Source organism: Chelativorans sp. ZYF759 (genome assembly GCF_012911015.1).
In the GTDB taxonomy this organism is placed as follows: Bacteria; Pseudomonadota; Alphaproteobacteria; order Rhizobiales; family Rhizobiaceae; genus ZYF759.
The window spans coordinates 1-24,051 of sequence record NZ_WVVV01000003.1 but is presented as its reverse complement, the minus strand read 5'-3'; the positions used below and the strand labels follow the sequence as shown (position 1 = coordinate 24,051).

The following is a 24,051-nucleotide window of genomic DNA, read 5'->3' as shown; positions in this document are numbered from 1 at the left end:
CACCCTCCCCTTGATGGGGAGGGTCGGCGCGTCAGCGCCGGGGTGGGGTGTCGTTCTTCGACCGCGGAACACCCCCTCCCGCCGCTTCGCGGCGACCTCCCCCATCCAGGGGGAGGTGGGCGCTCCGGTCGCGCACGGCGGCATAAATCGTATCGAGCACCGAATCCAGTTCCTTTTTGACCTCGTGGTTCCAGAAACGCAGAACCCGCTAGCCTTGGCTCTCCAGCCAGCGATCCCGTTTGGCGTCGCCGGCCAGGTTCTCCTCGTCGCCGTGATGGGAACCGTCGAGTTCGATCACCAGCTTCAGGCGGTGAGAGGCGAAGTCGGCCACGTACCGCCCAATCGGTGCCTGCTTGCGAAAATGCGTGCCCTCGACAGGGATGCGCCAGAGGTGATGCCAAAGGATGCGTTCTTCTTCGGTCATCAAGGAACGCAGACGCTACGCGGTGGCAAGGCGAAATTTGTCGAGCTTGGGCATTCTCCCACCCTCCTGCGTGAAGGATGCCGCCTCCGCCGCCCCCTGTCACCTCTCCGCCTAAACGCCGCATGAACGGGCCGGCCACGGCCGGTTCAGGGCCGCGCGCGCATAACGGGTCTCACGAACACTTTTCGCCAACAAGGGACCGCGAGAAGACCGATGAAACCCGCAGCCGTCCTCCACATCATCGCCCTGTCGGCATGCCTTGCAGCCCACATGGCCTTTGCCGATGAATTGCAGGGCGTGCGCCGCGCGCTGGAGACGATGAAGCCGGCCTCGAGCCCGGTCGCCATGATGGCGGAGATGATCGAGGCGGCCTGATCCCCTACCAGCCGCCGCCTCCGCCGCCACCGCCGCCGCCGCCGGACGAACCTCCCGAAAAACCGGAAGACGAACTCTTCGGCGCCGGCAGCGAAGCGGTGAAGCTCGAAGCCATCGAGGCCGGCAGCGCGCCCAGCCGGCTGCCGATCGTGTCGGCCCGCAGACCCGATCCCCGATACCAGGCGGGGGCGGTATAGGCGGCCACCGCTCCCGCTGCCACCGCCGCGGCCAGCCAGGTCTGGAATGCCTGGCTCCACGGTTTCTCCACACCCAGCGCCACCGCATAGGGCAGCAGGCGCTCGTAATGGGCGGGCGACATTTCGGGCGCGCCCTGCATGTTCATGCGGTCCTTCTCGGCGAAGGTCAGGTACTGCCTCAGCCCGGCAATGCCATCCATCATCTTGCGGCCGATCGGCGTCGGCGCGCCCATCAGGCGGAAGAAGACGAAATTCGTCATCACGAGGCCACCCACGGCGATGGGCAAGGACAGGTCGGGACTGGTCATCAGATAGCCGATCAGGAAACCGCCGAAGAGCGTCAGGCACACGAAACCCGCAAAGGCCAGCGCCACGATTGACGCGATCCGCGCGCCCAGCGTGGAGGCCTGTGTCATCTGCTTGCCCAGCGAAATCGCGAACACCGAGAGCACGACCGCAGGGATGGTCATCCCGATCATCAGGCCTATCGATTCCTCGTCGAAGCCACCGCCAACAAGCATGAGCCCGATGCTCACCGCCGAGAGCACCAGGCCACCCACCACATAACCCCAATTGTGCCGGTAGAAGCGGCTGGAATGCTCCTTCTCGATGGCATTGCGGAAGGCCGTGCCCATCGTCTGGACGCGGGTGCCATTGGCCTTGTCGACGGTCAGCGTGTCGCCGGCCCCGCCGAGATGGGCGATCAGCGCCGCCTCGCCGACCGGCAAATCCCTGCGCACGGGTGCCCCGGTTCGCCGGATGGTCAGGTCGCTGCCGAGATCGTCGAGTTCCACCAGGCCCCTGACGGCCAGATTGAGCACGGCGGCCGACAGCGCCTCCCAGCCGTGGCCGCGAAAGCCGCGCCTGTCGATATAGTTTGTCAGCGCCGGCGAGATGCCGTCCGGCGGGTCCCAGCGCGGCACCATGACGCCGGCCGGCGGGTCGCGGCCGACCCGGCTCCAGGCCCAGCCATAATAGGCGAGCACCAGCAGAAGCCCGCCGATCCCCGCCAGCATGCCGGCATTGTCGCGCAGCCACCAGGCGCGCTCCTGCGCTGCCGACGGTTCCGCCACTACCCCCTTCTGCATGGCCACGACGACGGTCAGGCCCTCGCGTGGCCCGAGCGGCCGCTCGGCCGTCACGCGCACCCGGTTGCCGCCGTCCAGGCGTTGCGCGGATGCCGCCTGCTCGGTCGAGCCCAGCGCACCCGTGAAATAGGTGACGTCGCTTGCCGCGGCATTGCCCGGCAGCCGAACCTCGGCGCTCGCTTCGAGGATCGGGAAGTCCCAGCCATTGCCGGTGACGTTCCAGTAGAGTTCGTCATGGTCCTCGAAGAAGCGGATCTGGCGGTCGCTGCGGTAGGCGATCTCGTAAATGTGCTCGCCGTGCGGGATCAGCACGTCGGCATCGCCGATGCGCACCCGCAGCATGCCGGAGCCGCGCTCGGTGGTGTAGGGCTCGGCCGCGCCGTTGCGGGTTACCGAGGTGATATCGAGCCCCGCCTCGCGCAGCCGGCCATCCGCGTCCTCGAAGCGCAGCGGAATGTCGCGGAAGATGCCGCGCCTTATCTCGCGGCCCTCCACATTGACCCGGATGCGCTCGACCACCTCCAGCGTGCCATCCGCCCCGATCGCGATGTCGGCATGATAGGCGCGGATCTCTTCCGCCGCCCGGGCGCTTCCCACGCCGGCCAGGCCGGCGAGAATGAAAACCAGGAGGAGGCGAATGGTTCTCATCGGCATGATCTCGGAGCCTGACCTGAAGAAATCGAGTGGTGATAGCGGCAGCTTGTTCTTCCGCCGGATTCGCGAAGATTTGATGGAGAGCACGATGCCTTGGACTGATGCCACCCTGCAAGTCTATGCCCGCGATGCCGCGCGCTAGGCAAGCGACGTAAGCCGGGGCAAATGGGCGTTGATAGCGCCGTTGTCGTCGGGGCCGAAGCCAGTCGAGCGGGCGCGAATGGCGGTCCTGCGCGAGGTGGTTGACGCGACCCTCTCCGTCCGGCTGCCCGCGGCGCGGCACGGGCGTGCGGCGGTGCCATCAACAACATCACCGCAACCGCGTCCCGGGAGCAGCGAGGTCGCGAAGCAAGCGCGTCGGCCGGCGCCCTCGACAGCCAGCCCCTCAAGACCATGGACAGTACTTCGCGAGAACCATCGCCTCCGCCGGCGCATGGATGCTGCAGCTCGGGTCGCGTTGCCATCCAGGGCATCCGAGATGGTGCGCAGGCGGTTTGCAAGACTGTGAGACCTTGAAATCCCCCGCCCACCCATCCAGCAATACTGTTGCCTATATGCCACATCGAAATTATTCCCAAATATTTCGGTAAAAACAGATTGCGGCACTCAAATTAATACCCGCATAGATCAGCCTACTCCGAAGAGGGCACCCAAAATTATTCGTATCTCTACACAAGTAATAATTCTCGCAATGACGGCTTCCATTGCTTCCGCCGCCGATGTGACAATATACGAACCGACAAACGATGCGCCTTTTGCTGCTCACGCATACTCCTGGAGCGGCATTTATGCGGGCGTCAATGCCGGCTACAAGTGGGGCACCTTCGGCGTCCACATTGAAGGCGATGGCGGCAGTGATGGCTGGATGGACGATGACCTCGCCATGCGAATCAGGAACAGCGGCTTCATGGGCGGCGGCCAGATCGGCTACAATCATCAGATCAACAATCTGGTTCTGGGCGTCGAAGCAGACCTGCAATACGTAGGTCGGACCAGCAATGCGGTCGAACTGACCCAGACGATCGACTTCGGTGGGGGACCCTTCGACATCGAAACCCGCACCAAGGCCGGGATTGAATGGTTCGGAACCGTACGCGGCCGTATCGGCTATGCCATGGATCGCACTCTTGTCTACGCGACGGGTGGTCTTGCATATGGCCGGACTCGGGTACACTACGAATTTGATGGCCCGGGCGACATCTTCGACTATCGGGAAAATGGCAGCGAGATGCATTTGGGCTATGCCGTCGGCGCCGGCGTGGAACAGGCTCTCACCGATACCCTCAGCGTGAAGCTCGAGTACCTTTACACTGATCTTGGCAAGAAAGAGATTGGCTTCACCGATGCCGTCCATCGCGACACCGTGCGCTACGACGCGCATGCCGTCCGCGTCGGCTTGAACGTCCGGTTCTGATCACAGGACGCCTGCTTACAGATTTTGGAGCCCGTCGTCTTGCACGACGGGCTCTTTTGCATTTTCCGTCCAGACTGGTGCATCCAGTCGCGGAAACCGATCCGGAGCCGGGCCAGCTTTGCCCAGAACGCCAGCGCGGGCGGTTGAACGATCTCTCAGGAAAACGCCGCGCTGGGCACGGCGCGATCGCCCGCTTCCTCGATCTGGAAATAAGGCGCCGAACGGAAGCCGAAGCTCGACGCCACGATGTTGGACGGCACGCTCTCGACCATCACGTTCAGATTGCGCACCGCCCCATTGTAGTAACGCCGCGCATACTGGATCTCGTCCTCGGTCGCCGACAGCGCCTTTTGCAGTTCGAGGAAGTTCTGGTTGGCCTTGAGATCGGGATAGGCCTCCGCCACCGCAAAAAGCCGCGTCAGGGCCTGCGACAGCCGGCCTTCCGTATCGGCCCGCGCGGCGACGTCGTCGCGCGGCAGGCTCTGGGCGCGGTTGCGCAGTTCCGTGACCTCTTCCAGGGCAGCCCGCTCATGCGCGGCATAACCTTTCACGGTCGACACCAGGTTCGGGATGAGATCGGCGCGGCGCTTGAGCTGCACGTCTATGCCGCTCCAGGCTTCCTTGACCATCTGCGCGGCGCGCACCAGCCCGTTATAGAGAATGATGCCGTAGACCAGCAGGCCGACCACGACCAGAAGCAGGACGATCGTTCCGACGCCGAATTCCATCCGTGTGCCCCCCGTTTCCGACCCGGCAGACATTACCGCTTCGCACGTGGTTTCCTAGCCCGCACTTGACTGGGGGGTCCGACTTCCTGTTGAAACCCATGCCCGAACCCAGGCAAGCCCCTCATGTCCGAAACAACAAACCTGTCCAACCAAGAGGTCGCCGAGATCGCGGCCGCTCACGGCATCCGCGTCCAGGCTGACCAGATCGGCTTCACCGAGATCGGACTCGACTTCCGCGTCGGCTTCGCCACGGCGCAGGATGGAACCCGCTGGGTGCTGCGCCTGCCGCGCCGGGCCGACGTCATGGCGCGGGCGCGCATCGAGGCGCGGGCACTGGCGCTGATCGGGCCCCAACTGCCCGTGGCCGTGCCGGATTGGCGGGTCTTCGCCGAGGATCTCATCGCCTATCCGATGCTGCCGGGCGAGCCCGGCCTGACCTTCGATCCCGAGACCTACGAGGTCACCTGGCATTTCGACCGGAACTCGCCGCTCTACCCGCGCACGCTCGGCGCCGCCATCGCCGCCCTACACGCCATCGAGCCCGAGACTGCCAGGGCGGCCGACCTGCCCGTGTTCACGCCCGCCGCCTTGCGCCAGAAATGGCGTGACGACCTGGCGCGGGTGGCAGCCGAATTCGATGTGGCGCCGGGGCTTTTGACCGAGCTCCGGGGCTGGGTGGAAGACGAAAGCTACTGGCCGGATGTCTGCACACTCATCCATGGCGATCTCTATGCCGGCCATGTGATGGTCGAAACCGACGGCCGCGCGACCGGCATCATCGACTGGACCGAAGCACGCGTGGCCGACCCGGCCGTCGATCTGGCGGGCCATGTCCGTGCCTTCGGGGAAGATGCGCTGCCGGCGCTGATCGAGGCCTATGCGGCAGCCGGCGGGCGCACCTGGCCGCGCATGGCCGAGCATTGCGTCAAGCTCACTCGCGCCAGCGCCGTCACCTACGGCATCTATGCGCTCGAGACCGGCGACGCCGGCCATCGCGCGGCCGCACAGGCCCAGCTCGGCGCCGCCTAGGCCGCTGCGCCCCTGCTTTTCCAGGCACGCCAGGTAACCAGAGCGTCGCTCTGCTTGAGGGTTGGGGACGCGGTGCTTGCCCGGTCAATAATTCCCGTTGCCGCTACTTCGGACTTCCGCTAATCGAATGTAGTTTCGGGGGGGCTGGACATGACTCGACTTCTCACCGTTCTCGTGGTGCTCTTCTTCTCGGCGGTGGCGGCGCTGGCCCAATGGGGACAGAACGACGCCTCGCGCTTCGTCGGCTCTTGGCAGGCCGACACCGGCAGCATGGCCGGACCATGCACCATCGAATTGCGCGCAGGGGCCGGCATGGGCGGCAGGCTCGGTGCTTCCAGCATGATGTGTCTCGGCCAGCTCGCCTTCCTCAGTGGCTGGTCGGTCGGCGACGGCCGCATCGAACTGCACGATATGTCAGGACGGGCGTTTGCCACGCTGATCGCGGACGGCAACACGCTGACGGGACGCCTGGCCGATGGCGGCGCCGTAAGGCTGACGCCGCGCTCGGGCCAGGCCATCGCCCGTCCCGCCGCTCCACCCGTCTTCGGGACGGGCTGCATCGTCATCCAGGGAACGAACCGCTGCGCGGAAGCGGCCGATATCGGCGCGCCGGCACGCTATCCTGCGCAAGGCAGGGCCGTCGCGCTGGTGAACGCCCGTTCCGGCCTCGACCCCAACAGCCCGGTCGCCTATCAGCTCCAGGCCGGTCAGTGCTTCTCCATCGATGCCTGCTTCAACAGCTCGGCCGGGCTGCGCTGCCGCATTCCGGGCCGCAACGGCGTGCCCGACGCCTACATCACCAAGCTCTGGCCGAGCGAGTCGGGCGGCGCCGGTATCCTGTTCACCAACCGCTGCTGAGCCCGGCCGCCGGCCGGGCCTGTCAGGCGATGCAGGTCAGGCCGCGACCTCGAAGCCCCGGCCGCCCGCATCCGTCAGCAGGAACGCCTCGCCGCAGGCCTTGGCCAGGTTGCGCACGCGCAGGATGTAGCTCTGGCGCTCCGTCACCGAGATGACGCCGCGCGCGTCGAGCAGGTTGAAGACGTGGCTCGCCTTGATGCACTGGTCGTAGGCCGGAAAGACGCACAGATGCAGGCCACCCACCTCGCCCGATGCGCCGGCGTTCAGCAGGGCCTGGCACTCGCGCTCGGCGTCCTCGAAATGCCGGAACAGGATCTCGGTGTCGGCGAACTCGAAATTGTGGCGCGAATATTCCTGCTCTGCCTGCAGGAAGACGTCGCCATAGGTGACCTTCTCGGCCCCCTCGCGGCCGTTGAAGTTCAGGTCGTAGACATTGTCGACGCCCTGCACATACATGGCCAGCCGCTCCAGCCCGTAGGTCAGTTCGCCGGCCACCGGCGCGCATTCGATGCCGCACACCTGCTGGAAATAGGTGAACTGCGAGACCTCCATGCCGTCGCACCAGCACTCCCAGCCGAGCCCCCAGGCACCCAGCGTCGGGCTTTCCCAGTCGTCCTCGACAAAACGGATGTCGTGGGTCAGCGGGTCGAGGCCGATGGCGTCGAGCGACCCCAGATAGAGCTCCTGCAGGTCCGGCGGATTGGGCTTCAGGATCACCTGATACTGGTAGTAATGCTGCAGCCGGTTCGGGTTCTCGCCATAGCGCCCGTCCTTGGGGCGGCGCGAAGGCTGCACATAGGCCGCGTTCCAGGGCCTCGGCCCCAGCGCGCGCAGGGTCGTCGCCGGATGAAAGGTGCCCGCGCCCACTTCCATGTCATAGGGCTGCAGGATGACGCAGCCCTTGTCTGCCCAATAGCTGTTGAGCGTGAGGATCAGCGCCTGGAAGGAGCGCTGCGGCTGCATGTGGGGAGGCAGGGTCGATGTCACGGAAGACGCCTTTCTGAGCTTGAGGCTCGAAGTCGCGCCGTCCTAGGATGACGGCCGGCAGGCGTCAAGTTGGAGGCGTTGGGGGGGGAGATGATCACCCTCCTATGACGCGCGAAGCTTGCGGCGGCGTTTCTCGGCACCTCGGCAGGGAATTTTTGATATGGCGAAGCTGGTGTTCTCAATGAATCTGTCGCTGGATGGCTATGTGGACCACGACAAATTCGCGCCCGAACCCGTACTCTTCAGGCACTGGACCGAGCAAGTGGGCGGTCTGAGCGGAAGCCTCTACGGCCGCCGCCTCTATGAAATCATGCGCTATTGGGACGAGGACGATCCGCAATGGGGCCCGGACCTGCATGTGTTCGCCCAGGCCTGGCGGCGCCAGCCCAAATGGGTCGTCTCCCGCTCACTGGAAACGGTCGGCCCGAATTCCACCATCGTCGCCAATGACGTCGAAGCGGCCGTCCGCCGCCTGAAAAATGAACATGCGGGCGAGATTCAGGTGGGAGGCCCGATGCTGGCGCAAAGCCTGGCCGAGCTGGGACTGATCGATGAATATCGCCTCTACTTTCACCCTGTCGTGCTCGGCGGCGGCACGCCGTTCTTCGCCGCAGCACGCCCTCCACTGCGCCTCGTCGCCAGCGATCGGATCGGCGAGCACGCGATCAGGCTGACCTGCGTCCCCGCCTGAGCCCTCTTAGTCCACCGAAGCCGGCACGCGTAGCCGCTGGCCCGGCAGAAGCTGGTTGGGATTGGCGCGCAGCTCGGGGTTGAGCTCGATGATCTCGTTCGCCCGGTGCCCGGAACCCAGCACCTCGACGGCGATCGACCACAGGCTCTGCCCGGGCCGGACCTCGTGGAAACGCCCCTCGCCCGTTACCGCCGCGGTCGAGGCCACTTCGGGGCCGAGCGGCTCCTGTGCGGAATCCTCCATCGTCTGGTGATCCATCGGGGAGACAGCCGCCACCAGCACCTCGCCGGCCTCGGCCTCTGCATCGGCCCTCTGGTTGTCGTCCTCGCCCTCTTCGGGCAGGCCCTTGAGCAGTTTTTCGCGGATCTGTTCCAGAAGATCCTCTTCGGGCTCCAGATCGCGCGCATGACGCCACTGATAGGTGGCTTCGAGCCGGCGCCCGACGCGCCAATAGGCGTCGCCCAGATGGTCGTTGAGGATCGGGTCGTAGGGCATCAGGCTGACGGCGCGCTCCAGTTCGCGCACCGCGTCCTCGTAGCGCTCCAGCCGGTAATAGGCCCAGCCCAGCGAATCCACGATGTAGCCGTCGGAGGGGCGCAGCTCGACGGCGCGCTTGATGAGGTCGAGGCCCTCTTCCAGGTTCATGTTCATGTCGACCCAGGAATAGCCGAGATAGTTCAGCACCTGCGGGTGATCGGGATAGAGCTCCAGGGCCTGCTTGAAATTCGGCTCGGCACGCTCCCATTCCTTCAGACGCTCGAGGGCGATGCCGCGCTGGTAGAAGATGTTCCAGTGCTCGGGCTTCGGCTCGTCGATGCGCGCCACGGCGCGATCGTAGAGTTCGGCACCTGCCTGGTAATTCTCCTGCGAGTGGTAGACGCCGCCAAGTGCGAGATAGGCGCGCACGTCGTCGGGATCTTCCTCGAGGATGGCCTTGAGCATGTCCTCGGCCTCCTCGTGGCGGTCGAGGTCGGCGAGGTTGAGGCCCTTCTGCATCCGGGCCAGCCGGTGCAGTGCCGAGTCGGCTGGCACGCGCTCGTAATAGGCGATCGCCCGCTCTGGGTTGCGCTGCTGCTCGGCGGCCGAGGCCAGTTGCATGAGCACGCTGTCGCTCTGCGGGTGCAGCGCGAGCGCATATTGAAGGTAAAGCCGCACGAAGGACTCGCCGCCGCCGCGGTTGAGCGCGCTGGCCAGGTTGAGCAGGATTTCGGAAACGCCTTCGGTCACCCCGCCGACGAGCGGGTCCACGTCGTCGCCGTTCTCGACCTTCTCGCGCAGCACTTCGAACTGCACGCGACCGGCCACGAACTCGTCGGCCAGGTCCAGCGTCTCGCGTGCGGCGTCGGTGTCGCCCGCGCGCTGCTGGAACCGGGCCTGGGCCTCCAGCGCCCGCAGGAAGGTCTCGGGCGCGGCGGAACCGGCGGCGACGTTCTCGGCCGTCGCCGCATAGGCAGCCTGCGCCTCTTCTTCCATGCCCGCCCATTCGGCGATCAAACCGGCATGGTAGGAGATGAACACGCCATACCATTCCGGACCGGACAGGCCGTCGAGATGTTCCAGCGCGGCCTCGCCGCCGCCCTGCCCGGCGATCGCCCAGGCCTTCGCCACGCCGGTGATGAGGCGGTCGAGGTCCGACTGCATGGGCAGTTCGAGGAGGTCGAGCGCGGCCGCGTAATCCTCATCGTGCAGGGCATCCACGGCCAGCGCCAGGCGCGAGAAGCGCGCCACCTCGGGCACGTCGCGCAGGCTTTCCGCATGCGGCAGCGCGCGCTCGAACTGGCCGGTCGATATCAGCGCCAGCATCAGGCTCTGCTGCAGTCCGCGATTGTCCGGATCGAAATTCAGCGCCCGCTCGTAATAGGCGATGGCACTGTCGAGATCGTTGTCTGTCTCGGCGATGCGGGCCGCCAGATAGGCACCCGCAAACGAGCTGACGCGAACCGGCTCCGGGCGTTCCTGCGCGATAGCTGGGGTGCCGGTCAGGCCAACCGCCACCAGAATGCCGAACAGCGCGGATGCGCCTGCCAAGAATTGCCGCATATCCATCCCTTCAGGTCCACCGGCCGAGCAGGGCCGGACTCACTGCTCGCCTTAAGTCACGCAAGCATGGCCTTTTTGCGAAGACGCATCAATGCGGCCGCGGTCACGAAAGGGCGAACCGCCGACATGTTGCGCAACCGCAACGCATCCCCGCGCTGCGGCGGGAGACGGCATCCGCGCTGCTGATCACCGCCAGGGCCGAAAGGAGCGGCGGTTTACATTTGTTAATCGCCTGATTTTGCCGGGTAAAATACGATTGCGACCGGGGAACACTGGAGGCGCGAACACGTTTGTCTTTCATTCGGAAAAATTGCGGGAGGAATGATCATGCTGATCCGAGTGGGCTATCACATGACGATCGCGGTCCCGCGACCGACCCACCTTTACACCATGATGAACGTTCACCCGGAGCGCGCCGTTGATTTGAAGTGGCAGAAGGTGGCCGAGACCTCGCCCGACGTGCCGCGCCGCGCCTTCATCGATCATCACGGCAACAGCTGCCTGCGCATGGTCGCGCCCCCCGGCGAGTTCTCGATCACCCAGGAAGCGATCGTGGCCGATTCCGGCCGGCCCGATGACATCGCGCCCGAGGCCGGCGAGGTCCGTCCCGAACACCTTCCCGACGAGTGCCTGCGCTATCTCACCGGCAGCCGCTATTGCGAGACCGATCTGCTCTGGGGGCTGGCATGGCGCCTGTTCGGCTCGACGGAACCCGGCTGGGCGCGCGTGCAGGCGATCTGCGACTACGTGCACCAGCGCCTTGCCTTCTCCTATGGCTATGCACGTTCCACCCGCACCGCGATCGAGGCCCATGAGGAGCGCGTCGGCGTGTGCCGCGACTTCGCCCATCTGGCCATCGCCTTCTGCCGCTGCATGAACATTCCGGCGCGCTACGTGAACGGCTATCTGGGCGATATCGGCGTCGAGCCCGACCCCTCGCCCATGGATTTCTCGGCCTGGTTCGAAGCCTATCTCGGGGGGCGCTGGTATGCTTTCGACGCCCGCCACAACACGCCGCGCATCGGGCGCATCGTCGTGGCGCGCGGACGCGACGCGATGGATGTGCCGCTCCTGCACAGTTTCGGCCCGCATCAGCTGGAGAGCTTCCACGTCTGGGCTGACGAGGTCCCAGCGACCGCCCTCGCCGCCCCGGCGCGGCCGAAGGCCCGGCCTCCTGTCAGGCTCGGTCCGCCCGGACGTTCGCCGCTCGATCTCGGCTCGCGCGACGGCGTGCTGCGGCTGATGTGATCAGCGGTCCACGGTGACGCCGCGGACCACGATCTGCGCGATGAAGCTCAGCTTCGCCACGACGGGCGGCGGCATCACGAAGGGATAGAGGTCGGGCTGCCCCATCGAACGGTTGATGGCGTTGATCGCCATGCTCATCGGCACCCAGGCCTTGAGCATCTGGTCGACGTCGCGCATGCGGTAAGGATCGAAACCTGCCTCCGTCACCGTCGCCGACAGGTTGAGGTGAATGCCCCAGGCGCGGGCCGTTTCCAGCGTGTCGACGATGTGGAAGAAATGAGCGAAGGTTTCGGCGAAATCCTCCCAGGGGTGGGCGGTGGCATAGGAGCTGATGTGGTGTTCGCGCCAGTCGGCGGGCGGGCCCTGCTCGTGATGGCGCTTCAGCGCGACGCCATAGTCCTCGCGCTCGTCGCCGAAGACGGCGCGGCATTCCTCCAGCCTGTCGCCCTCCCGCACCAGCCGGTCCCAGTAATAATGGCCGATCTCATGGCGGAAATGGCCCAGCAGCGTGCGATAGGGCTCGCCCATGGCGGTGCGGCGGCGCTCGCGCTCGACATCGTCGCCTTCCGCGATGTTGATCGTGATGAGCCCGCTGGCATGGCCCGTCAGCACCGTCTCCACCGTCCCGTCCGGTTGCACGACATCCGACAGGAACTCGAAGGCAAGGCCGCGCTCGGGATCCTCCAGCCGTGTCGGTACCGGCAGCCGCCAGCGCAGGATCGAATAGAAGAGATGCCGCTTGGCGTCCTCGATACGCCGCCAGTTCAGCCGGTTTTCCTCCGACGAAAGGTCGGGGATGGTGACATTGTGGCGGCAGGCCACGCACAGTTCCTCGCCTTCCGCCGCAAGCCAGTTGCAGGCATCGTGGCTGGTGGCGTTGGCGCACAGCCGATCCTGCGGGCCGATGGCCCGCATGGCGAAGGCCAGCGGCTCGTAGGCCTGGGGCGAGCCGCAATGGACGCAGACCGTGTTGTCGAAATACACGGCCTCGCCGCAATTGCTGCACTGGAAGATGCGCATGTCGGGATTTCCTTGATCGGGTGCACCGTTCAACGGACGGGACGGCCAAAGGTTGCCGACCAGTTTCCCCGGCAAACCACCTCAGTCTCGACCCGGGACATCTGCAAATTTAACCATCAGTGACATAGTTTAATGCCCTTCTCGTGAAGGACCTCTAGAAGAGCGGCATGAATGCCGAAGTCTCGATCAATCCCTATCCTCCCGCCGCGGATTTCGTCCAGCATCTGTGGTCCACGGTGCGGACCGGCTATCCGCAATCGATGGCGATCACCACGCGCGCGCTGGTGCAGGCGGGTGCCGACCGGGCGGAGATGCTCGCGCTGGTTGGCAACGCGGCGACCTTCGGCTCGTTTCTGGTGGGTTGCTGCGCCGAGGAGCTGGTCGCAGCCGGCTGTACCCTGAAGGGCCGGGCCGAGCGGCACTATGTCCGCGACGTCGCCACGGCTCTCGCCCCGCTGGCCAAGCCGATCCGCGCAAAGCGGGTCGGGCCGGAACTGCGCGGGCTGATCTCTTCCTACACGGCGCATCCGGTGCGGCTGCGCGTCAAGACGGTGGAGCATCTGCTGGAGGTCAACGGGCTGGCCGGCGCGCGCGCGATCCTGCAGAAGGATCAGGGCTGCCAGCTGCAGGTCGAATGCGGCATCACCGTGGACGGCATCGCCGGATGTCTCCTGCGAATGATGGAAAGCGCCGCCGTGCCGATGCGCGATCCCGGCGACTTGTTCCGCCCCGCGCCTTGACTTTGGCCGGCGAACCGCCCACCTCTTGAACATGATCGCCACCGCGCCCTTTCTGAAGAGAATGCTGAAGGTCTGCCCCATCGCGGGCAGTTAGCCTTGGCCGGTCGCGTCGCGTCCCGGTCGAGGGACGATTGCCGGCCCCTTTCGGGCGATGCCGGTGCCACAGCGACACATCCATCCATCGAAGAACTCAAGTGCCGCTCGGCCGGCACCGCAACGAAAAGGGATCGTCATGGTCCTCACCAAATCGAAGACTCGCAAGCCCGCCATCGTGATCGGGCAGACGGAGCACGAAAAGCTCGCACGCCTCGCGGAGGCCGCGGTCGACCGCCAGCCCGAGGTCGCCGAGGAGTTGCTGCGCGAACTCGATCGTGCACGGCTCGTGCCCGACGCCAAGGTGCGTGACGACGTCGTTCGGATGGGCTCTACGCTCAGCTACGTCACCGATGCTGGCGATGCCCGCACGGTCACGCTCGTCTATCCCGGCGAGGCCGACATCGAAGCCGGCAGGATCTCGATCATGACGCCCATCGGGGCGGCCCTGATCGGGCTGTCGCCCGGCCAGACCATCACCTGGGAAGCGCGTGACGGGCGGGTTCACCGCCTGACGGTGGAAAGTGTCGGCCACGCCGCATAGAGCGGCCCCGCTGCCATGACCGCCATCTCGCGCCTTGCGCTGTTTGGAGGCTGCCTCATCGCAGGATCCTGATCCCCTGTGCCCTTCGCGGCCAGGGGACGGTTCCACCTTTCTCGAAACGTAGCGCTCCCCTCAGGGAGCGACGGAGAAACTGCGATGTCATGCGACAGCTCTATCCTCACGACCAAGGACTTCACCATTCTCGAAATCATGCTCGACCGCCTCGCCGATCCGGGCGCACCCATCGGCCGGCTCCTGCGCCGGAAGCTCGACACAGCCATCGTCATGATGCGCGACGACATCCCGCCACATGTCGCCACGCTGCGCAGCCGGCTGCGGTTCCGCGTCGACGCAGGCGAGGCCGAGACGCGGGTGCTGTCGCACGCGCCGATGGACGCACCGGTCGGGATGTTCCTGCCGATCACCGCACCGCGCGGCCTGGCCCTGCTGGGCCTTGCCGAGAACCAGGCGATCGAGGTGGAAACAGCCGGTGGCCGACATGAACGTCTGGTTCTGGAGAAGATTCTCTACCAGCCGGAGGCGGAGCGGGCGGAACTGGCCTCAAGGGCCGATGCCGATACGCCGGCTGCGCGCCGGGCGCGGTTGAGGGTTGTTGGCGGAGGCATGCCCTACATCCGCAAGATGCCCCTGATCGAGCGGACGGATGATGGTGACGACCCGGGCCCGTCCGCCGCCTGAGGGCAGTCGCTGCCCTCAGTTCACCCGGCTGATGCAGAAATCGATGACGTCGAGCAGACCTTCCTTTTCAGGCGTCTTGGGCAAGGGCGCCAGCGCGTCGCGCGCGATCTCGCCGAAATGGCGGGCGCGGGCGATCGTGTCGGCGATCGAGTTGTGCCGGTGCATCAGCTTCACGGCCTGCTCCAGTGCGGCATCGTCGGCCTGGTTGTCCTCGATGGCCGCCTTCCAGAAGGCGCGTTCCTCGGCGGAGCCGCGGCGATAGGACAGGATGACCGGCAGGGTCACCTTGCCCTCGCGGAAATCGTCGCCGACATTCTTGCCCAGTTCGCTGGCCTTGCCGCCATAGTCGAGCGCGTCGTCGACGAGCTGGAAGGCGAGGCCCAGATTGGTCCCGTAGGAGCGCAGCGCCGCCTTGTCGCTGGCGCTGGCACCGGCGATCACCGGCCCGACCTCGCCCGCGGCCGAAAAGAGTGCGGCCGTCTTGGCCTTGATGACGGCCAGGTAGTCATCCTCGGTCGTATCCAGATTCTTGGAAACGCCAAGCTGCATGACCTCGCCCTCGGCGATCACCGAGGCCGCGCTGGCGAGAATGTCGAGCGCCTCGAGCGAGCCGACCTCGACCATCATCTGGAAGGCCTGGCCCAGCAGATAGTCGCCGACCAGCACGCTTGCCTGGTTGCCCCAGATCATGCGCGCGGTGCGCCGGCCGCGCCGCAGATCGCTTTCGTCGACCACGTCGTCATGCAGCAGCGTCGCCGTGTGCATGAACTCGACGCTTGCCGCGAGCTTCACATGGCCTTCGCCGCCATAACCGAACATGCGCGCGGCAGCCAGCGTCAGCATCGGGCGCAGGCGCTTGCCGCCGGACGAGATCAGGTGATTGGCGATCTGCGGGATCAGTTCGACATTGGAGCCGGCCTTGGACAGGATCAGCTCGTTGACCTTGCCCATGTCGTCCCGCGTCAGCGCGATCAACCTGTCGATAGAGCCCTTGGAAGGGTCCTTACCCTTAAGATTGACGACAACGCCCACGCGGTTTCTCCTGAACAATGGTCTTTGCGGCACTTCCGGATGCGGCCTGAATGTAGGGTGGCGGGCCGGTCTTGGGCAAGGGGGCGAATTGGCGCGGTTCACCGCCATTTACTTTGCAGCCGTGACCTGCAAGCCTCCAGCCATGATCGAAATCGTGCGAACCAACGACCTTGTGCTCATCTCCTTCGTCGAAGCCCTGATGCGCGACGCCGGCATCGACTTCATGGTGGCCGACCAGAACATGAGCATATTGGAAGGCTCCATCGGCGTCCTGCCGCGCCGTGTGCTGGTCGCCGATGACGAGGCCGACCAGGCGCGCCGCATCCTGATCGATGCCGGCATCGCCGACGAGCTCAACAAGTCCTGACGCGTCATGGTCACGGGCAGTGAAGCCGGCGACGCGGCCTACACCACGGATGCATTCCATCGGGGCCGGTTCTTTCTCGTCCAGCCCGCCCGCAAGGGCCACCGCGCGGGGACCGACGCGCTGCTGCTGGCGGCCGCCGTCCCCGACGGTTTTTCAGGGCGTGTGGCCGATCTGGGCGCCGGCGCTGGCGCGGCCGGCCTCGCCGTCGCCGCGCGCTGCGGCCAAGCCGAAATCGTTCTGGTCGAGAACGCGCCGGAAATGCTTCATTGCGCCCGCGCCACGCTGGCCCTGCCGCAAAACGCCCCTCTTGCCGCCCGCTGCGCGGTGCTGGAGGCCGATGTTCGACTGGCTGGCGATGCGCGGCGCGCGGCGGGCCTGGCCGACGCTGCCTTCGACTTCGTCATCCTCAACCCGCCATTCAATCCCGCCAGCGACCGGCCCTCCCCCGATGCCCTGCGCCGCCGGGCCCACATGATGGAAGACGCCGCGCTGCTCGGCGACTGGCTCGCCACGGCAGCCTCGACCGTGAAGCCGGGCGGCGGCGTCGCCATCATCGCCCGCCCGCAATCGCTGGACGAGGTCGTCTCGGCCCTGTCCCCGACTTTCGGCGCCATCGAGATCAGGCCCATCCTGCCCCGCGCCGACAAACCCGCGATCCGCTTCGTAGCGCGGGGAAGGCGCGGCGCCAGCGCGGGACTTTCAACCCTGCCGCCGCTCGTGCTGCACCGCGAGGAAGACAATCGCTTCACCGAGGAAGCCGAGGCGATCGGATCTGGCCGTGCCGCGCTTTTCGGGGACTGACGTCTTCCTCCTCGAATATGGCAGAAGCATTCGGCGTATCGGCAGCCTGACTTGACATCCATCAAGGCGCGGAGACCGCCTTTTGCTTAGTAGGTCGAGTTCAAATCTCTGGAGGTTCGGCCATGGCGCAGATATCTTTCCCGGCAACCTCCGGCGACCCTAGGCCAGTTGACGCTTCCGCATCCGTGTATTGGATTGCCATCGCGGCCGCGGTCGGCTTCGCCGTCCCAGCCGTCTTCTCGACCTGGCTGCAACTCGAACGCGGCCTGTTCCTGATCCCGTATGTGCTGATCGTCGGGGCCTTCGTGGCATATTTCTTCCGCACGTCCGGTGTTCGACCGTCGCTCTTTGCAAACAGGTGGGCGCTGGGCTTGGTCGGCGCAGCTTTCTTTGGCTTCTATGTGGTCCAGAACGTCGTGGGGCAGCCGGGGTCGGAGGCTCCCGCCGGTGTGGAACTGGCGTGGGCATTGCTCTGGTTCGGCGTGGTGTATGGATTGGTCGATGCGCTCTTCCTGAACGTGCTGCCCGTGCTTTTTGTCGGAGCCTTGGGCAACGCCCGCAGTTCGCGGACCGATTTGGCTTTGCGTGGCCTGCTTGGTATCGTGGCCAGCGCGTTGATCGCGGGCGCGTATCATTTCGGCTTCGCGGAATTCCAGGGGCTGTCACTGCTGGCGCCGGTCTTCGGAAATTCTCTACTTACATTGAGCTTCGTGCTGACGCGCAGTCCGCTGGCGCCCATTGGGGCACATATCGCCATGCATATCGCGGGAGTCCTGCACGGAATGGAATCGGTGGTGCAATTGCCACCGCATTACTAAGTTCCGGGGGATGGGCTGACGGCACTCTTCGGGGCCACGGGGATCGAGCAAATCCTGCCGCTGCTCGCGCCGCATGGCGACGCCAAAAATTCCTTCACCAAGGAAGCCGAGGCAATTGTCTCTGCCCAGGCGTCCCTGTTCGTGCCTGGAGGCAACCGGGCGCGTGATCATTGCGTTTGCTCCCGGAACGCCTACATCACTGGCACCCGCCTAATGGAGATTTCCCCCTCTTGAGACGCTTCCTCAATCCGATCCTGCCCAAGTCCCTGCGCGCCGAGGCGCCGATCGTGCCCGTCCTGCGCCTTTCCGGCACCATCATGGCACAATCCTCGCCGCTCCGGCCGGCGCTCTCGCTTGCGGGCACCGCGACGCTGATCGAGAAGGCGTTTTCGTTTTCTGGAGCGCCCGCCGTCGCCATCTCCATCAATTCGCCCGGCGGCTCGCCGGTCCAGTCGCGGCTGATCTACAAGCGCATCCGCGACCTGGCGGTGGAGAAGAAGAAGCGCGTCCTGGTCTTCGTCGAGGATCTGGCGGCCTCCGGCGGCTACATGATCGCCATTGCCGGCGACGAGATCATCGCCGACCCCTCCTCCATCGTCGGCTCGATCGGCGTCGTCTCCTCCTCCTTCGGGTTCCAGGAGGCGATCAAGAAGCTCGGCGTGGAGCGGCGCATCCACACGGCCGGCCAGAACAAGGCGGTGCTCGATCCCTTCAAGCCCGAGCGCAAGGAGGATGTCGAGCATCTCAAGAGGCTGCAGCTCGAGGTGCACGAGACCTTCATCAATATGGTCAAGGAACGGCGCGGCACGAAGCTCTCCGACAATCCCGACCTCTTCACCGGCCTGTTCTGGAGCGGCAAGCGCGGCCTCGAACTCGGCCTGGTCGACGCGCTCGGCGACATGCGCTCGGTCCTGCGCGCCCGGTTCGGCGACAAGGTGCAGATGAAGCTCATCACCCATCCGAAGAACTTTCTCGGCCGCCCGTCGGGCCAGCCGGGGGTGGAAGGCATTGGCGCGCAGATGGCCGGAGCAGCCGCCGAAGGCCTCATTTCGGCCGCAGAGGAGCGCGCATTGTGGGCGCGATACGGATTGTAGAACGAGGCCTTTGAAAGGGACGCGGAAAGCCTTATCTTGATTTTTCGGGCTTCCCCGTTCCGGAGGAGAGATATTGCCACAGCTGGTTTTCTTCGCCCTTGTCGGCCTCGCGGCCTATGCAGGCTACCGCTCCTTCCTCAAGGAAGCCGAGCGTGTCACCGCGCGGGTGCGCCGCGACGAGCAGCAGGCGCGCACCGGCGCGCAGGGCACGCTGGTCAAGGATCCCGAGACGGGCGTCTACAGACTTGAACGCGACTGACGCGGAGGCTGAAGCCTTCGTCGCGACCGTCGAGGCGGCGCCCGCCAAGATCAACCTCGCCCTGCATGTCACGGGGCGACGTGCCGATGGCTACCACCTGATCGACAGCGCCGTCACCTTCACCCGCTTCGGCGATCGCGTCGGCGTGGAGGAAGCTCCGATCGATGGATTTTCGACGATCGGTCCCTATGCCCACCTGATCCCCGCCGGTGCCGACAATCTCGTTCTGCGCGCCCGCGACCTCCTGCGCGGGCTGGCGTCTTCCGCCTGCCCGCCGGTCCGCATCATGCTCGACAAGAACCTGCCCCCCGCCTCCGGCATCGGCGGCGGCTCGAGCGATGCCGCGGCAACCCTGCGCGCGCTCGACCGGCACTGGCAGCTCGACCTGGGCGAGACGCGGCTGCGCGACGCGGCCCTGTCGCTCGGCGCCGATCTCCCCATGTGCCTTGCCGCCCGCCCGCTGCGGGCCTCCGGCATCGGCGAACGCCTGGAACCCGTCAACGCCATGCCGGCGCTGGACATGGTGCTGGTGAATCCCGGCGTCGAAGTCGCCACGCCGGCCGTCTTCGCCGCGTTGGCCCGGCGCGATTGCGCCCCCCTGCCCGCGCTGCCCCGCAGCCTTTCGCGGACGTCACTGCTCGACTGGCTCGCCCTGACCCGCAACGACCTCGAAGCGGCGGCCACGACCATCGCGCCCGCCATCGGCGAGGCGCTGGCCGCGCTTGAGGAAGCCGGCGCCGCCTTCGCCCGTATGTCGGGATCGGGCGCCACCTGTTTCGGCCTGTTCGAGGATGCGGCCGCGGCCGCGCGTGCCGCCAAGGCGATATCCGCCGCCCATCCCGGCTGGTTCGTCACCGCCACGCAAACGACGCCGAGCCCGTGAGGACACCATGAGCCGCATCGACGAGACCCGCGCCTTCGTTCCCGTCAACATCGCCGTCCTGACCGTCTCCGACACGCGGTCGCTCGACGACGACAAATCCGGCGCGACGCTCGCCGCCCGCATCGCACAGGCCGGCCACGTGCTCGCCGCGCGCGACATCGTCACCGACGATGTGGAGGCGATCCGCGAGATCGTCTCAGCTTGGACGAAGCGCGACGACATCGATGTCGTGATCACCACCGGCGGCACCGGCTTCACCGGCCGCGACGTCACGCCCGAGGCGCTGGAGCCGCTCTTCGAAAAGCGCATGGACGGCTTCTCGGAAGTCTTCCACCGCATCTCCTACGACAAGATCGGCACCTCGACGATCCAGTCGCGCGCCACCGGCGGGGTCATGAACGCCACCTATGTCTTCGTGCTGCCGGGCTCGCCCGGCGCCTGCAAGGACGCCTGGGACGAAATCCTCAAGCCGCAGCTCGACTACCGCCACATGCCGTGCAATTTCGTGGAGATCATGCCGCGCCTCGACGAGCATCTGAGGCGCGGCAAGGGTTAGGCCTATTTGAGCCCGGCGTTCGACCGGTACTCCGTGCGCGCCTTTTCCACCAGCGGGGCCGGCTGCACGGTCGCCCGGATCTTCACCTGCACATGGTCTTCGACCTGCAGCTTGGAAGATGGCGTGTCCTCTCCCCAGACCAGCGTCACCTCCGTGCCGGGCTCGGCGAATTCGGCCTCGATCACGCCCAGCGACAGCATCGCGCGCTCGTTGGCCGAATAGCCGGTCCAGCTCGACAGGCCCACCGTGCGGCCGTCCACCTCGATGCGGTCGAAATGGAAGGTGTCGTAGAGCGCCATCGGCAGGTTCATGAACTTGGCGCCCGGCCCCGGCTTGAAGATCGAGCCGAAGGCGTCCGCCGTATCGTCGCCGTTCCACACGAAGGTCACCTTCTTGCGCCGCCCCGACGTGCCGTCGGATGCCATCTTCTCCAGCGCCGCGCGGCCCACGAAATCATGGTCGAAGCCGATGATGCGGCCATAGTCGAGCTCGAACGGGGTGAAGTAGTAGTCCTCGATACTGTCCGAGTGGAAGCTGCCGCCGAGCGGCGAGACCGTCTCGTAGGCATTGGCCTTCAGCCATTCGCGATAGGGCTTCATGGCCTCGCCCGTATAGATCGCCGGCAGCGGGCGCGGCAGCCAGCCCGATTCCAGCGCGTTGGTGTGGTAGGCGCGGCCGCCGACCTGGGTCAGCCCGTGCTTGCGGCCGGCTTCCAGGATCGCCGAATGGACCGCGTCATTGTCTTCCCACGGGCCCCAGATCTCGAAGCCCGGCTCGCCCGCCATGCCGTGGCGCAGCGCCCGCACCGTCTTTCCGGCGATGGTGAAGCGGGTCATGTGGAAGAATTTCAGCTTCGGCGGCTCCTCGCCGGTGACCTCGCGGATCACCTCCATCGCGCCCGGTCCCTGGATCTGGTAGCGATAGACCACCGGATCGCCCTTGCGCACCAGCGAATTGTCGTCGCGCCACACGCGCACGTCATAGCCGCCGGTCTCGGCGTGGAAATGCAGCCAGTTGATCGAGGGCGGGATGCCCACGGCCTGATACTCGTCCTCTTCCAGGTGGAAGAGGATGTTGTCGCCGATGATGTAGCCGTCATGATTGACGGCGACGAACTGCTTGGCCGTGTCGACGGGGAATTTCGCCACGCTGTTGATCGCCAGATCGCCGATCAGCCGGTGCGCGTCCGGGCCCTTGATGTTGAGGTCCGCCATGTGGTGCGACTGGTCGTAAAGCACCGCCGTGCGGCGCCAGGCCAGCTGCTCGTCGCGCCAGTTGGAAAATTCCTGCACCACACGCGGCACCACTGCCGGCGGCGACTGCGATTCCCACAGCAGCCTGACGGGGCTGCCAGCTTCTTCAATCGCCTGTTCCAGATTTGCGACCATGTCGATCTCCTCCCTGACTGTCATTCCTCGAATGAGGCTCGGGCCAGTTTCGGTCGGCGCGTCATTCATGTAAAACGTGTTTTTAGCAGCTACCACCCAAGGAAAACCGGGATGCTCCCCTTTACCCTGCGCCAGCTCGAATATTTCGAGGCGATCGCCGCCGAAGGCACGCTGTCGGCCGCGGCTGTCAGCTGCAATGTCAGCGCCTCGGCGCTGGCGCTGGCGCTCGACGAGCTTGAGCATCGTCTTTCCCTGCAGCTCTTCGTGCGGCGCAAGGGCAAGGGCGTCACGCTCACGCCGTCCGGCATGCGCCTGCTTTCCCTGGCGCGGCAGACCGTCTCCACCGCCGAGACGCTGGCGGCGGAAGCTGCCCACGCGGCCACCAGCCTCGCCGGCCGCTTCACCATCGGCTGCTATTCGACGCTGACGCCCTTTTTCCTGCCGTCCATCATGCAGGAATTCCAGCGCCTCCATCCGCAGCTGGAACTCGAGCTGACGGAGGCCGATGCGCCGCTTCTCTCCGACCTGCTCCTGCAGGGGCGGCTCGATGCGGCGCTGATCTACGGCGCCCATGTCTCCGCCGAGCTCGCCTTCGACGCGGTCGCCAGCTTCCGCCCCTATGCGATGGTCGCCAGCAACCATCGGCTCGCCGGGCGCGGCCGCGTGCATCTCTCCGAACTGATCGACGAGCCGCTGATCCTGCTCGACGTCCATCCCTCGCGTCCCAACACGGAAGAGATTTTCGGCGCGCTGGCACTGCAACCACGGATCGGCCACACCACCACCAGTTTCGAGCTGGTCCGCTGCCTCGTCGGCCGCGGGCTCGGCTATGGGGTCCTCATCCAGCGACCGGCAACCACCACGACCTATGAGGGCCAGGACATCGCCATGCTTGAGCTTTCGGGCGACGTGCCGGTCGCCACCGTCGGCCTTGCCCGCCCACCCGGCGCCCCGCGAACGGCGCGCTACGCGGCGCTGCAGAACTTCCTCCAGGTCCCGGCCGACGCACCCGAAAAGCCCGGCGCGTTTCGCGACAGGACGGACCAGTAACCGATACCGCGACCGAAACACGCACCACCGTCATCCCGCGACGCGTAGCGAACCCGGGATCCAACCGGGACGGTGGATGTGAATCGCCCACCCCGCCTTCGTCATCCTAGGGCGAAGCAGGCCGCAGGCCGTCGCGAAGACCCTAGGATCCATGCCTGAGTGTCGGTGAGGCGCGGGGCTTCTGACCCGAGCCGCCATCTCTTGCCCCGTTCCGGCATGGATCCTCGGGTCAAGCCCGAGGATGACGAAGCGCGGGGGGAGTCGCCCACCCCTCACCCGCCGCTCCCCTCGACGACCCGCCCCCACGCGTCGTCATCCTATGGCGAAGCAGGCCGCAGGCCGTCGCGAAGACCCTGGGATCCATGCCTGAGTGTCGGTGAGGCGCGGGGCTTCTGACCCCAGCCGCCATCCATCCCCCGTTCCGGCATGGATCCTCGGGTCAAGCCCGAGGATGACGAAGCGCGGGGGGAGTCGCCCACCCCTCACCCGCCGCTCMCCTCGRCGGTCCGCCCCCMCCCTCGTCATCCTATGGCGAAGCAGGCCGCAGGCCGTCGCGAAGACCCTAGGATCCATGCCTGAACGGCACATGCCRCCCGGGGCTTCTGACCCCAGCCGCCATCTCTTCCCCCGTTCCGGCATGGATCCTCGGGTCAAGCCCGAGGATGACGAAGCGCGGGGGGAGTCGCCCACCCCTCACCCGCCGCTCCCCTCGACGGCCCGCCACCCCACCCTCGTCATCCTAGGGCGAAGCAGGCCGAAGGCCGTCGCGCAGACCCTAGGATCCATGTCTGAACGGCACATGCCGCGCGGGGCTTACCCCTCATCAGTCTCGGCGCTGACGCAGCGCGACTCCCTTCTCCCCTTGTGGGGTGAGGAGCGGTCGGCCGCAGGCCGATTGATCGGCAACGATTTGTCGATCAAAGCGACGAACGGTGGCCGACAACGAGCCGTGAGCATGGCGAACGGCGAGGCAG

The 24,051-nt window shown here is 66.1% G+C and carries 26 protein-coding genes and 1 pseudogene; 19 read left to right on the top strand and 8 right to left on the bottom strand.

What is annotated here, in order from left to right; genetic code table 11:
• Positions 1–31: 31 nt before the first annotated feature.
• Positions 32–427, bottom strand: a pseudogene (locus tag GRZ55_RS06230) (endonuclease domain-containing protein).
• A 210-nt stretch (positions 428–637) separates the two neighbouring features.
• Here GRZ55_RS06230 and GRZ55_RS06225 point away from each other — a divergent pair.
• The gene (locus tag GRZ55_RS06225) at positions 638–799 is read left to right on the top strand and encodes a hypothetical protein (RefSeq protein ID WP_169286056.1); all 162 of its coding nucleotides are present in this window, start codon (positions 638–640) and stop codon (positions 797–799) included.
• 4 nt (positions 800–803) lie between these two features.
• On the opposite strand, the gene GRZ55_RS06220 is transcribed toward GRZ55_RS06225, so the two are convergent.
• Positions 804–2,732, bottom strand: a complete 1,929-nt coding sequence (locus tag GRZ55_RS06220; protein WP_169286055.1) for a DUF2207 domain-containing protein — start codon at positions 2,730–2,732, stop codon at positions 804–806.
• Here GRZ55_RS06220 and GRZ55_RS06215 point away from each other — a divergent pair.
• Both GRZ55_RS06215 and GRZ55_RS06210 read left to right on the top strand, forming a co-directional pair.
• Entirely contained in the window at positions 2,722–2,880 is a 159-nt protein-coding gene (locus GRZ55_RS06215; RefSeq protein ID WP_169286054.1) for a hypothetical protein, read from the top strand. The genes GRZ55_RS06220 and GRZ55_RS06215 overlap by 11 nt on opposite strands.
• 549 nt (positions 2,881–3,429) lie before the next feature.
• The gene (locus tag GRZ55_RS06210; protein ID WP_169286053.1) at positions 3,430–4,152 is read left to right on the top strand and encodes an outer membrane protein; all 723 of its coding nucleotides are present in this window, start codon (positions 3,430–3,432) and stop codon (positions 4,150–4,152) included.
• Between the two features lie 155 nt (positions 4,153–4,307).
• Here the strand turns inward: GRZ55_RS06210 and GRZ55_RS06205 are convergent, their stop codons facing one another.
• Positions 4,308–4,880, bottom strand: a complete 573-nt coding sequence (locus tag GRZ55_RS06205; protein ID WP_169286052.1) for a LemA family protein — start codon at positions 4,878–4,880, stop codon at positions 4,308–4,310.
• A gap of 123 nt (positions 4,881–5,003) precedes the next feature.
• On the opposite strand from GRZ55_RS06205, the gene GRZ55_RS06200 reads away from it, so the two are divergent.
• Together GRZ55_RS06200 and GRZ55_RS06195 are read left to right on the top strand one after the other, a co-directional pair.
• Positions 5,004–5,909 carry a macrolide 2'-phosphotransferase gene (locus GRZ55_RS06200; protein ID WP_169286051.1) on the top strand — a complete coding sequence of 302 codons (906 nt, stop codon included), beginning with the start codon at positions 5,004–5,006 and terminating at the stop codon, positions 5,907–5,909.
• A gap of 150 nt (positions 5,910–6,059) precedes the next feature.
• The gene (locus GRZ55_RS06195) at positions 6,060–6,767 is read left to right on the top strand and encodes an AprI/Inh family metalloprotease inhibitor (RefSeq protein ID WP_169286050.1); all 708 of its coding nucleotides are present in this window, start codon (positions 6,060–6,062) and stop codon (positions 6,765–6,767) included.
• A 36-nt stretch (positions 6,768–6,803) separates the two neighbouring features.
• Here the strand turns inward: GRZ55_RS06195 and GRZ55_RS06190 are convergent, their stop codons facing one another.
• Positions 6,804–7,730, bottom strand: coding sequence for a glycine--tRNA ligase subunit alpha (locus GRZ55_RS06190; RefSeq protein WP_169286347.1), 927 nt, complete (start codon positions 7,728–7,730; stop codon positions 6,804–6,806).
• Positions 7,731–7,914: 184 nt separating this feature from the next.
• Here GRZ55_RS06190 and GRZ55_RS06185 point away from each other — a divergent pair, with 184 nt between their 5' ends.
• Complete coding sequence (locus GRZ55_RS06185; protein WP_169286049.1) at positions 7,915–8,445, top strand: dihydrofolate reductase family protein; 531 nt, start codon at positions 7,915–7,917, stop codon at positions 8,443–8,445.
• A 6-nt stretch (positions 8,446–8,451) separates the two neighbouring features.
• On the opposite strand, the gene GRZ55_RS06180 is transcribed toward GRZ55_RS06185, so the two are convergent.
• A complete protein-coding gene (locus GRZ55_RS06180; protein ID WP_246734568.1) occupies positions 8,452–10,473 on the bottom strand; it encodes a tetratricopeptide repeat protein in 2,022 nt (673 codons plus the stop codon).
• Positions 10,474–10,812: 339 nt separating this feature from the next.
• Between GRZ55_RS06180 and GRZ55_RS06175 the strand changes: the two genes are divergently transcribed.
• The gene (locus GRZ55_RS06175) at positions 10,813–11,733 is read left to right on the top strand and encodes a transglutaminase family protein (RefSeq protein ID WP_169286047.1); all 921 of its coding nucleotides are present in this window, start codon (positions 10,813–10,815) and stop codon (positions 11,731–11,733) included.
• On the opposite strand, the gene GRZ55_RS06170 is transcribed toward GRZ55_RS06175, so the two are convergent.
• Positions 11,734–12,753 (bottom strand): putative zinc-binding metallopeptidase, encoded by a 1,020-nt coding sequence (locus tag GRZ55_RS06170; protein ID WP_169286046.1) that lies wholly within the window; start codon positions 12,751–12,753, stop codon positions 11,734–11,736.
• Between the two features lie 167 nt (positions 12,754–12,920).
• Here GRZ55_RS06170 and GRZ55_RS06165 point away from each other — a divergent pair, with 167 nt between their 5' ends.
• The 3 genes from GRZ55_RS06165 (at position 12,921) to GRZ55_RS06155 (ending at position 14,829) form a co-directional block, all read left to right on the top strand.
• Positions 12,921–13,493: a hypothetical protein gene (locus GRZ55_RS06165; protein ID WP_169286045.1), complete on the top strand. Its 573-nt coding sequence runs from the start codon at positions 12,921–12,923 to the stop codon at positions 13,491–13,493.
• Between the two features lie 232 nt (positions 13,494–13,725).
• On the top strand, positions 13,726–14,130 hold the full coding sequence (gene rnk, locus GRZ55_RS06160) for a nucleoside diphosphate kinase regulator (protein ID WP_169286044.1): 405 nt from the start codon (positions 13,726–13,728) through the stop codon (positions 14,128–14,130).
• A gap of 156 nt (positions 14,131–14,286) precedes the next feature.
• Positions 14,287–14,829, top strand: coding sequence for a nucleoside-diphosphate kinase (locus GRZ55_RS06155; protein ID WP_169286043.1), 543 nt, complete (start codon positions 14,287–14,289; stop codon positions 14,827–14,829).
• 15 nt (positions 14,830–14,844) lie between these two features.
• On the opposite strand, the gene GRZ55_RS06150 is transcribed toward GRZ55_RS06155, so the two are convergent.
• Complete coding sequence (locus GRZ55_RS06150; RefSeq protein ID WP_169286042.1) at positions 14,845–15,861, bottom strand: polyprenyl synthetase family protein; 1,017 nt, start codon at positions 15,859–15,861, stop codon at positions 14,845–14,847.
• Positions 15,862–16,003: 142 nt separating this feature from the next.
• Between GRZ55_RS06150 and GRZ55_RS06145 the strand changes: the two genes are divergently transcribed.
• The 7 genes from GRZ55_RS06145 (at position 16,004) to moaB (ending at position 20,639) form a co-directional block, all read left to right on the top strand.
• Positions 16,004–16,228, top strand: a complete 225-nt coding sequence (locus tag GRZ55_RS06145; RefSeq protein ID WP_169286041.1) for a DUF2007 domain-containing protein — start codon at positions 16,004–16,006, stop codon at positions 16,226–16,228.
• A 6-nt stretch (positions 16,229–16,234) separates the two neighbouring features.
• Positions 16,235–17,029 carry a tRNA1(Val) (adenine(37)-N6)-methyltransferase gene (locus tag GRZ55_RS06140; RefSeq protein ID WP_169286040.1) on the top strand — a complete coding sequence of 265 codons (795 nt, stop codon included), beginning with the start codon at positions 16,235–16,237 and terminating at the stop codon, positions 17,027–17,029.
• Between the two features lie 122 nt (positions 17,030–17,151).
• Positions 17,152–17,847 (top strand): hypothetical protein, encoded by a 696-nt coding sequence (locus tag GRZ55_RS06135; RefSeq protein WP_169286039.1) that lies wholly within the window; start codon positions 17,152–17,154, stop codon positions 17,845–17,847.
• A gap of 230 nt (positions 17,848–18,077) precedes the next feature.
• Positions 18,078–18,941 (top strand): S49 family peptidase, encoded by an 864-nt coding sequence (locus tag GRZ55_RS06130; protein WP_169286038.1) that lies wholly within the window; start codon positions 18,078–18,080, stop codon positions 18,939–18,941.
• Positions 18,942–19,014: 73 nt separating this feature from the next.
• Positions 19,015–19,200: an NfeD family protein gene (locus tag GRZ55_RS23385; RefSeq protein ID WP_246734565.1), complete on the top strand. Its 186-nt coding sequence runs from the start codon at positions 19,015–19,017 to the stop codon at positions 19,198–19,200.
• The gene (locus GRZ55_RS06125; protein WP_246734564.1) at positions 19,187–20,083 is read left to right on the top strand and encodes a 4-(cytidine 5'-diphospho)-2-C-methyl-D-erythritol kinase; all 897 of its coding nucleotides are present in this window, start codon (positions 19,187–19,189) and stop codon (positions 20,081–20,083) included. Before GRZ55_RS23385 ends, GRZ55_RS06125 begins: the two co-directional genes overlap by 14 nt.
• Positions 20,084–20,090: 7 nt before the next feature.
• Positions 20,091–20,639 carry a molybdenum cofactor biosynthesis protein B gene (moaB, locus tag GRZ55_RS06120; protein WP_169286036.1) on the top strand — a complete coding sequence of 183 codons (549 nt, stop codon included), beginning with the start codon at positions 20,091–20,093 and terminating at the stop codon, positions 20,637–20,639.
• 2 nt (positions 20,640–20,641) lie between these two features.
• On the opposite strand, the gene GRZ55_RS06115 is transcribed toward moaB, so the two are convergent.
• On the bottom strand, positions 20,642–22,027 hold the full coding sequence (locus GRZ55_RS06115) for an aminomethyl transferase family protein (RefSeq protein WP_169286035.1): 1,386 nt from the start codon (positions 22,025–22,027) through the stop codon (positions 20,642–20,644).
• 111 nt (positions 22,028–22,138) lie between these two features.
• On the opposite strand from GRZ55_RS06115, the gene GRZ55_RS06110 reads away from it, so the two are divergent.
• Both GRZ55_RS06110 and GRZ55_RS23215 read left to right on the top strand, forming a co-directional pair.
• Positions 22,139–23,077, top strand: coding sequence for a LysR substrate-binding domain-containing protein (locus tag GRZ55_RS06110; protein ID WP_169286034.1), 939 nt, complete (start codon positions 22,139–22,141; stop codon positions 23,075–23,077).
• Positions 23,078–23,861: 784 nt separating this feature from the next.
• A partial coding sequence (locus GRZ55_RS23215; protein ID WP_210257243.1) for a hypothetical protein occupies positions 23,862–24,051 on the top strand: 190 nt, incomplete at its 3' end.

Excerpts from the sequence above, each read along its gene's own strand:
- GRZ55_RS06115 (WP_169286035.1), bottom strand. The coding sequence starts at position 22,027 with ATGGTCGCAAATCTGGAACAGGCGATTGAAGAAGCTGGCAGCCCCGTC.
- GRZ55_RS06190 (WP_169286347.1), bottom strand. The coding sequence starts at position 7,730 with ATGCAGCCGCAGCGCTCCTTCCAGGCGCTGATCCTCACGCTCAACAGC.
- GRZ55_RS06165 (WP_169286045.1), top strand. The coding sequence starts at position 12,921 with ATGAATGCCGAAGTCTCGATCAATCCCTATCCTCCCGCCGCGGATTTC.
- GRZ55_RS06135 (WP_169286039.1), top strand. The coding sequence starts at position 17,152 with ATGGCGCAGATATCTTTCCCGGCAACCTCCGGCGACCCTAGGCCAGTT.
- GRZ55_RS06170 (WP_169286046.1), bottom strand. The coding sequence starts at position 12,753 with ATGCGCATCTTCCAGTGCAGCAATTGCGGCGAGGCCGTGTATTTCGAC.
- GRZ55_RS06200 (WP_169286051.1), top strand. The coding sequence starts at position 5,004 with ATGTCCGAAACAACAAACCTGTCCAACCAAGAGGTCGCCGAGATCGCG.
- GRZ55_RS06145 (WP_169286041.1), top strand. The coding sequence starts at position 16,004 with ATGATCGAAATCGTGCGAACCAACGACCTTGTGCTCATCTCCTTCGTC.
- GRZ55_RS06225 (WP_169286056.1), top strand. The coding sequence starts at position 638 with ATGAAACCCGCAGCCGTCCTCCACATCATCGCCCTGTCGGCATGCCTT.
- moaB (WP_169286036.1), top strand. The coding sequence starts at position 20,091 with ATGAGCCGCATCGACGAGACCCGCGCCTTCGTTCCCGTCAACATCGCC.
- GRZ55_RS06215 (WP_169286054.1), top strand. The coding sequence starts at position 2,722 with ATGGTTCTCATCGGCATGATCTCGGAGCCTGACCTGAAGAAATCGAGT.
- GRZ55_RS06140 (WP_169286040.1), top strand. The coding sequence starts at position 16,235 with ATGGTCACGGGCAGTGAAGCCGGCGACGCGGCCTACACCACGGATGCA.
- GRZ55_RS06205 (WP_169286052.1), bottom strand. The coding sequence starts at position 4,880 with ATGGAATTCGGCGTCGGAACGATCGTCCTGCTTCTGGTCGTGGTCGGC.
- GRZ55_RS06195 (WP_169286050.1), top strand. The coding sequence starts at position 6,060 with ATGACTCGACTTCTCACCGTTCTCGTGGTGCTCTTCTTCTCGGCGGTG.
- GRZ55_RS06175 (WP_169286047.1), top strand. The coding sequence starts at position 10,813 with ATGCTGATCCGAGTGGGCTATCACATGACGATCGCGGTCCCGCGACCG.
- GRZ55_RS06155 (WP_169286043.1), top strand. The coding sequence starts at position 14,287 with ATGTCATGCGACAGCTCTATCCTCACGACCAAGGACTTCACCATTCTC.
- GRZ55_RS06210 (WP_169286053.1), top strand. The coding sequence starts at position 3,430 with ATGACGGCTTCCATTGCTTCCGCCGCCGATGTGACAATATACGAACCG.
- GRZ55_RS06185 (WP_169286049.1), top strand. The coding sequence starts at position 7,915 with ATGGCGAAGCTGGTGTTCTCAATGAATCTGTCGCTGGATGGCTATGTG.
- rnk (WP_169286044.1), top strand. The coding sequence starts at position 13,726 with ATGGTCCTCACCAAATCGAAGACTCGCAAGCCCGCCATCGTGATCGGG.
- GRZ55_RS06220 (WP_169286055.1), bottom strand. The coding sequence starts at position 2,732 with ATGAGAACCATTCGCCTCCTCCTGGTTTTCATTCTCGCCGGCCTGGCC.
- GRZ55_RS06110 (WP_169286034.1), top strand. The coding sequence starts at position 22,139 with ATGCTCCCCTTTACCCTGCGCCAGCTCGAATATTTCGAGGCGATCGCC.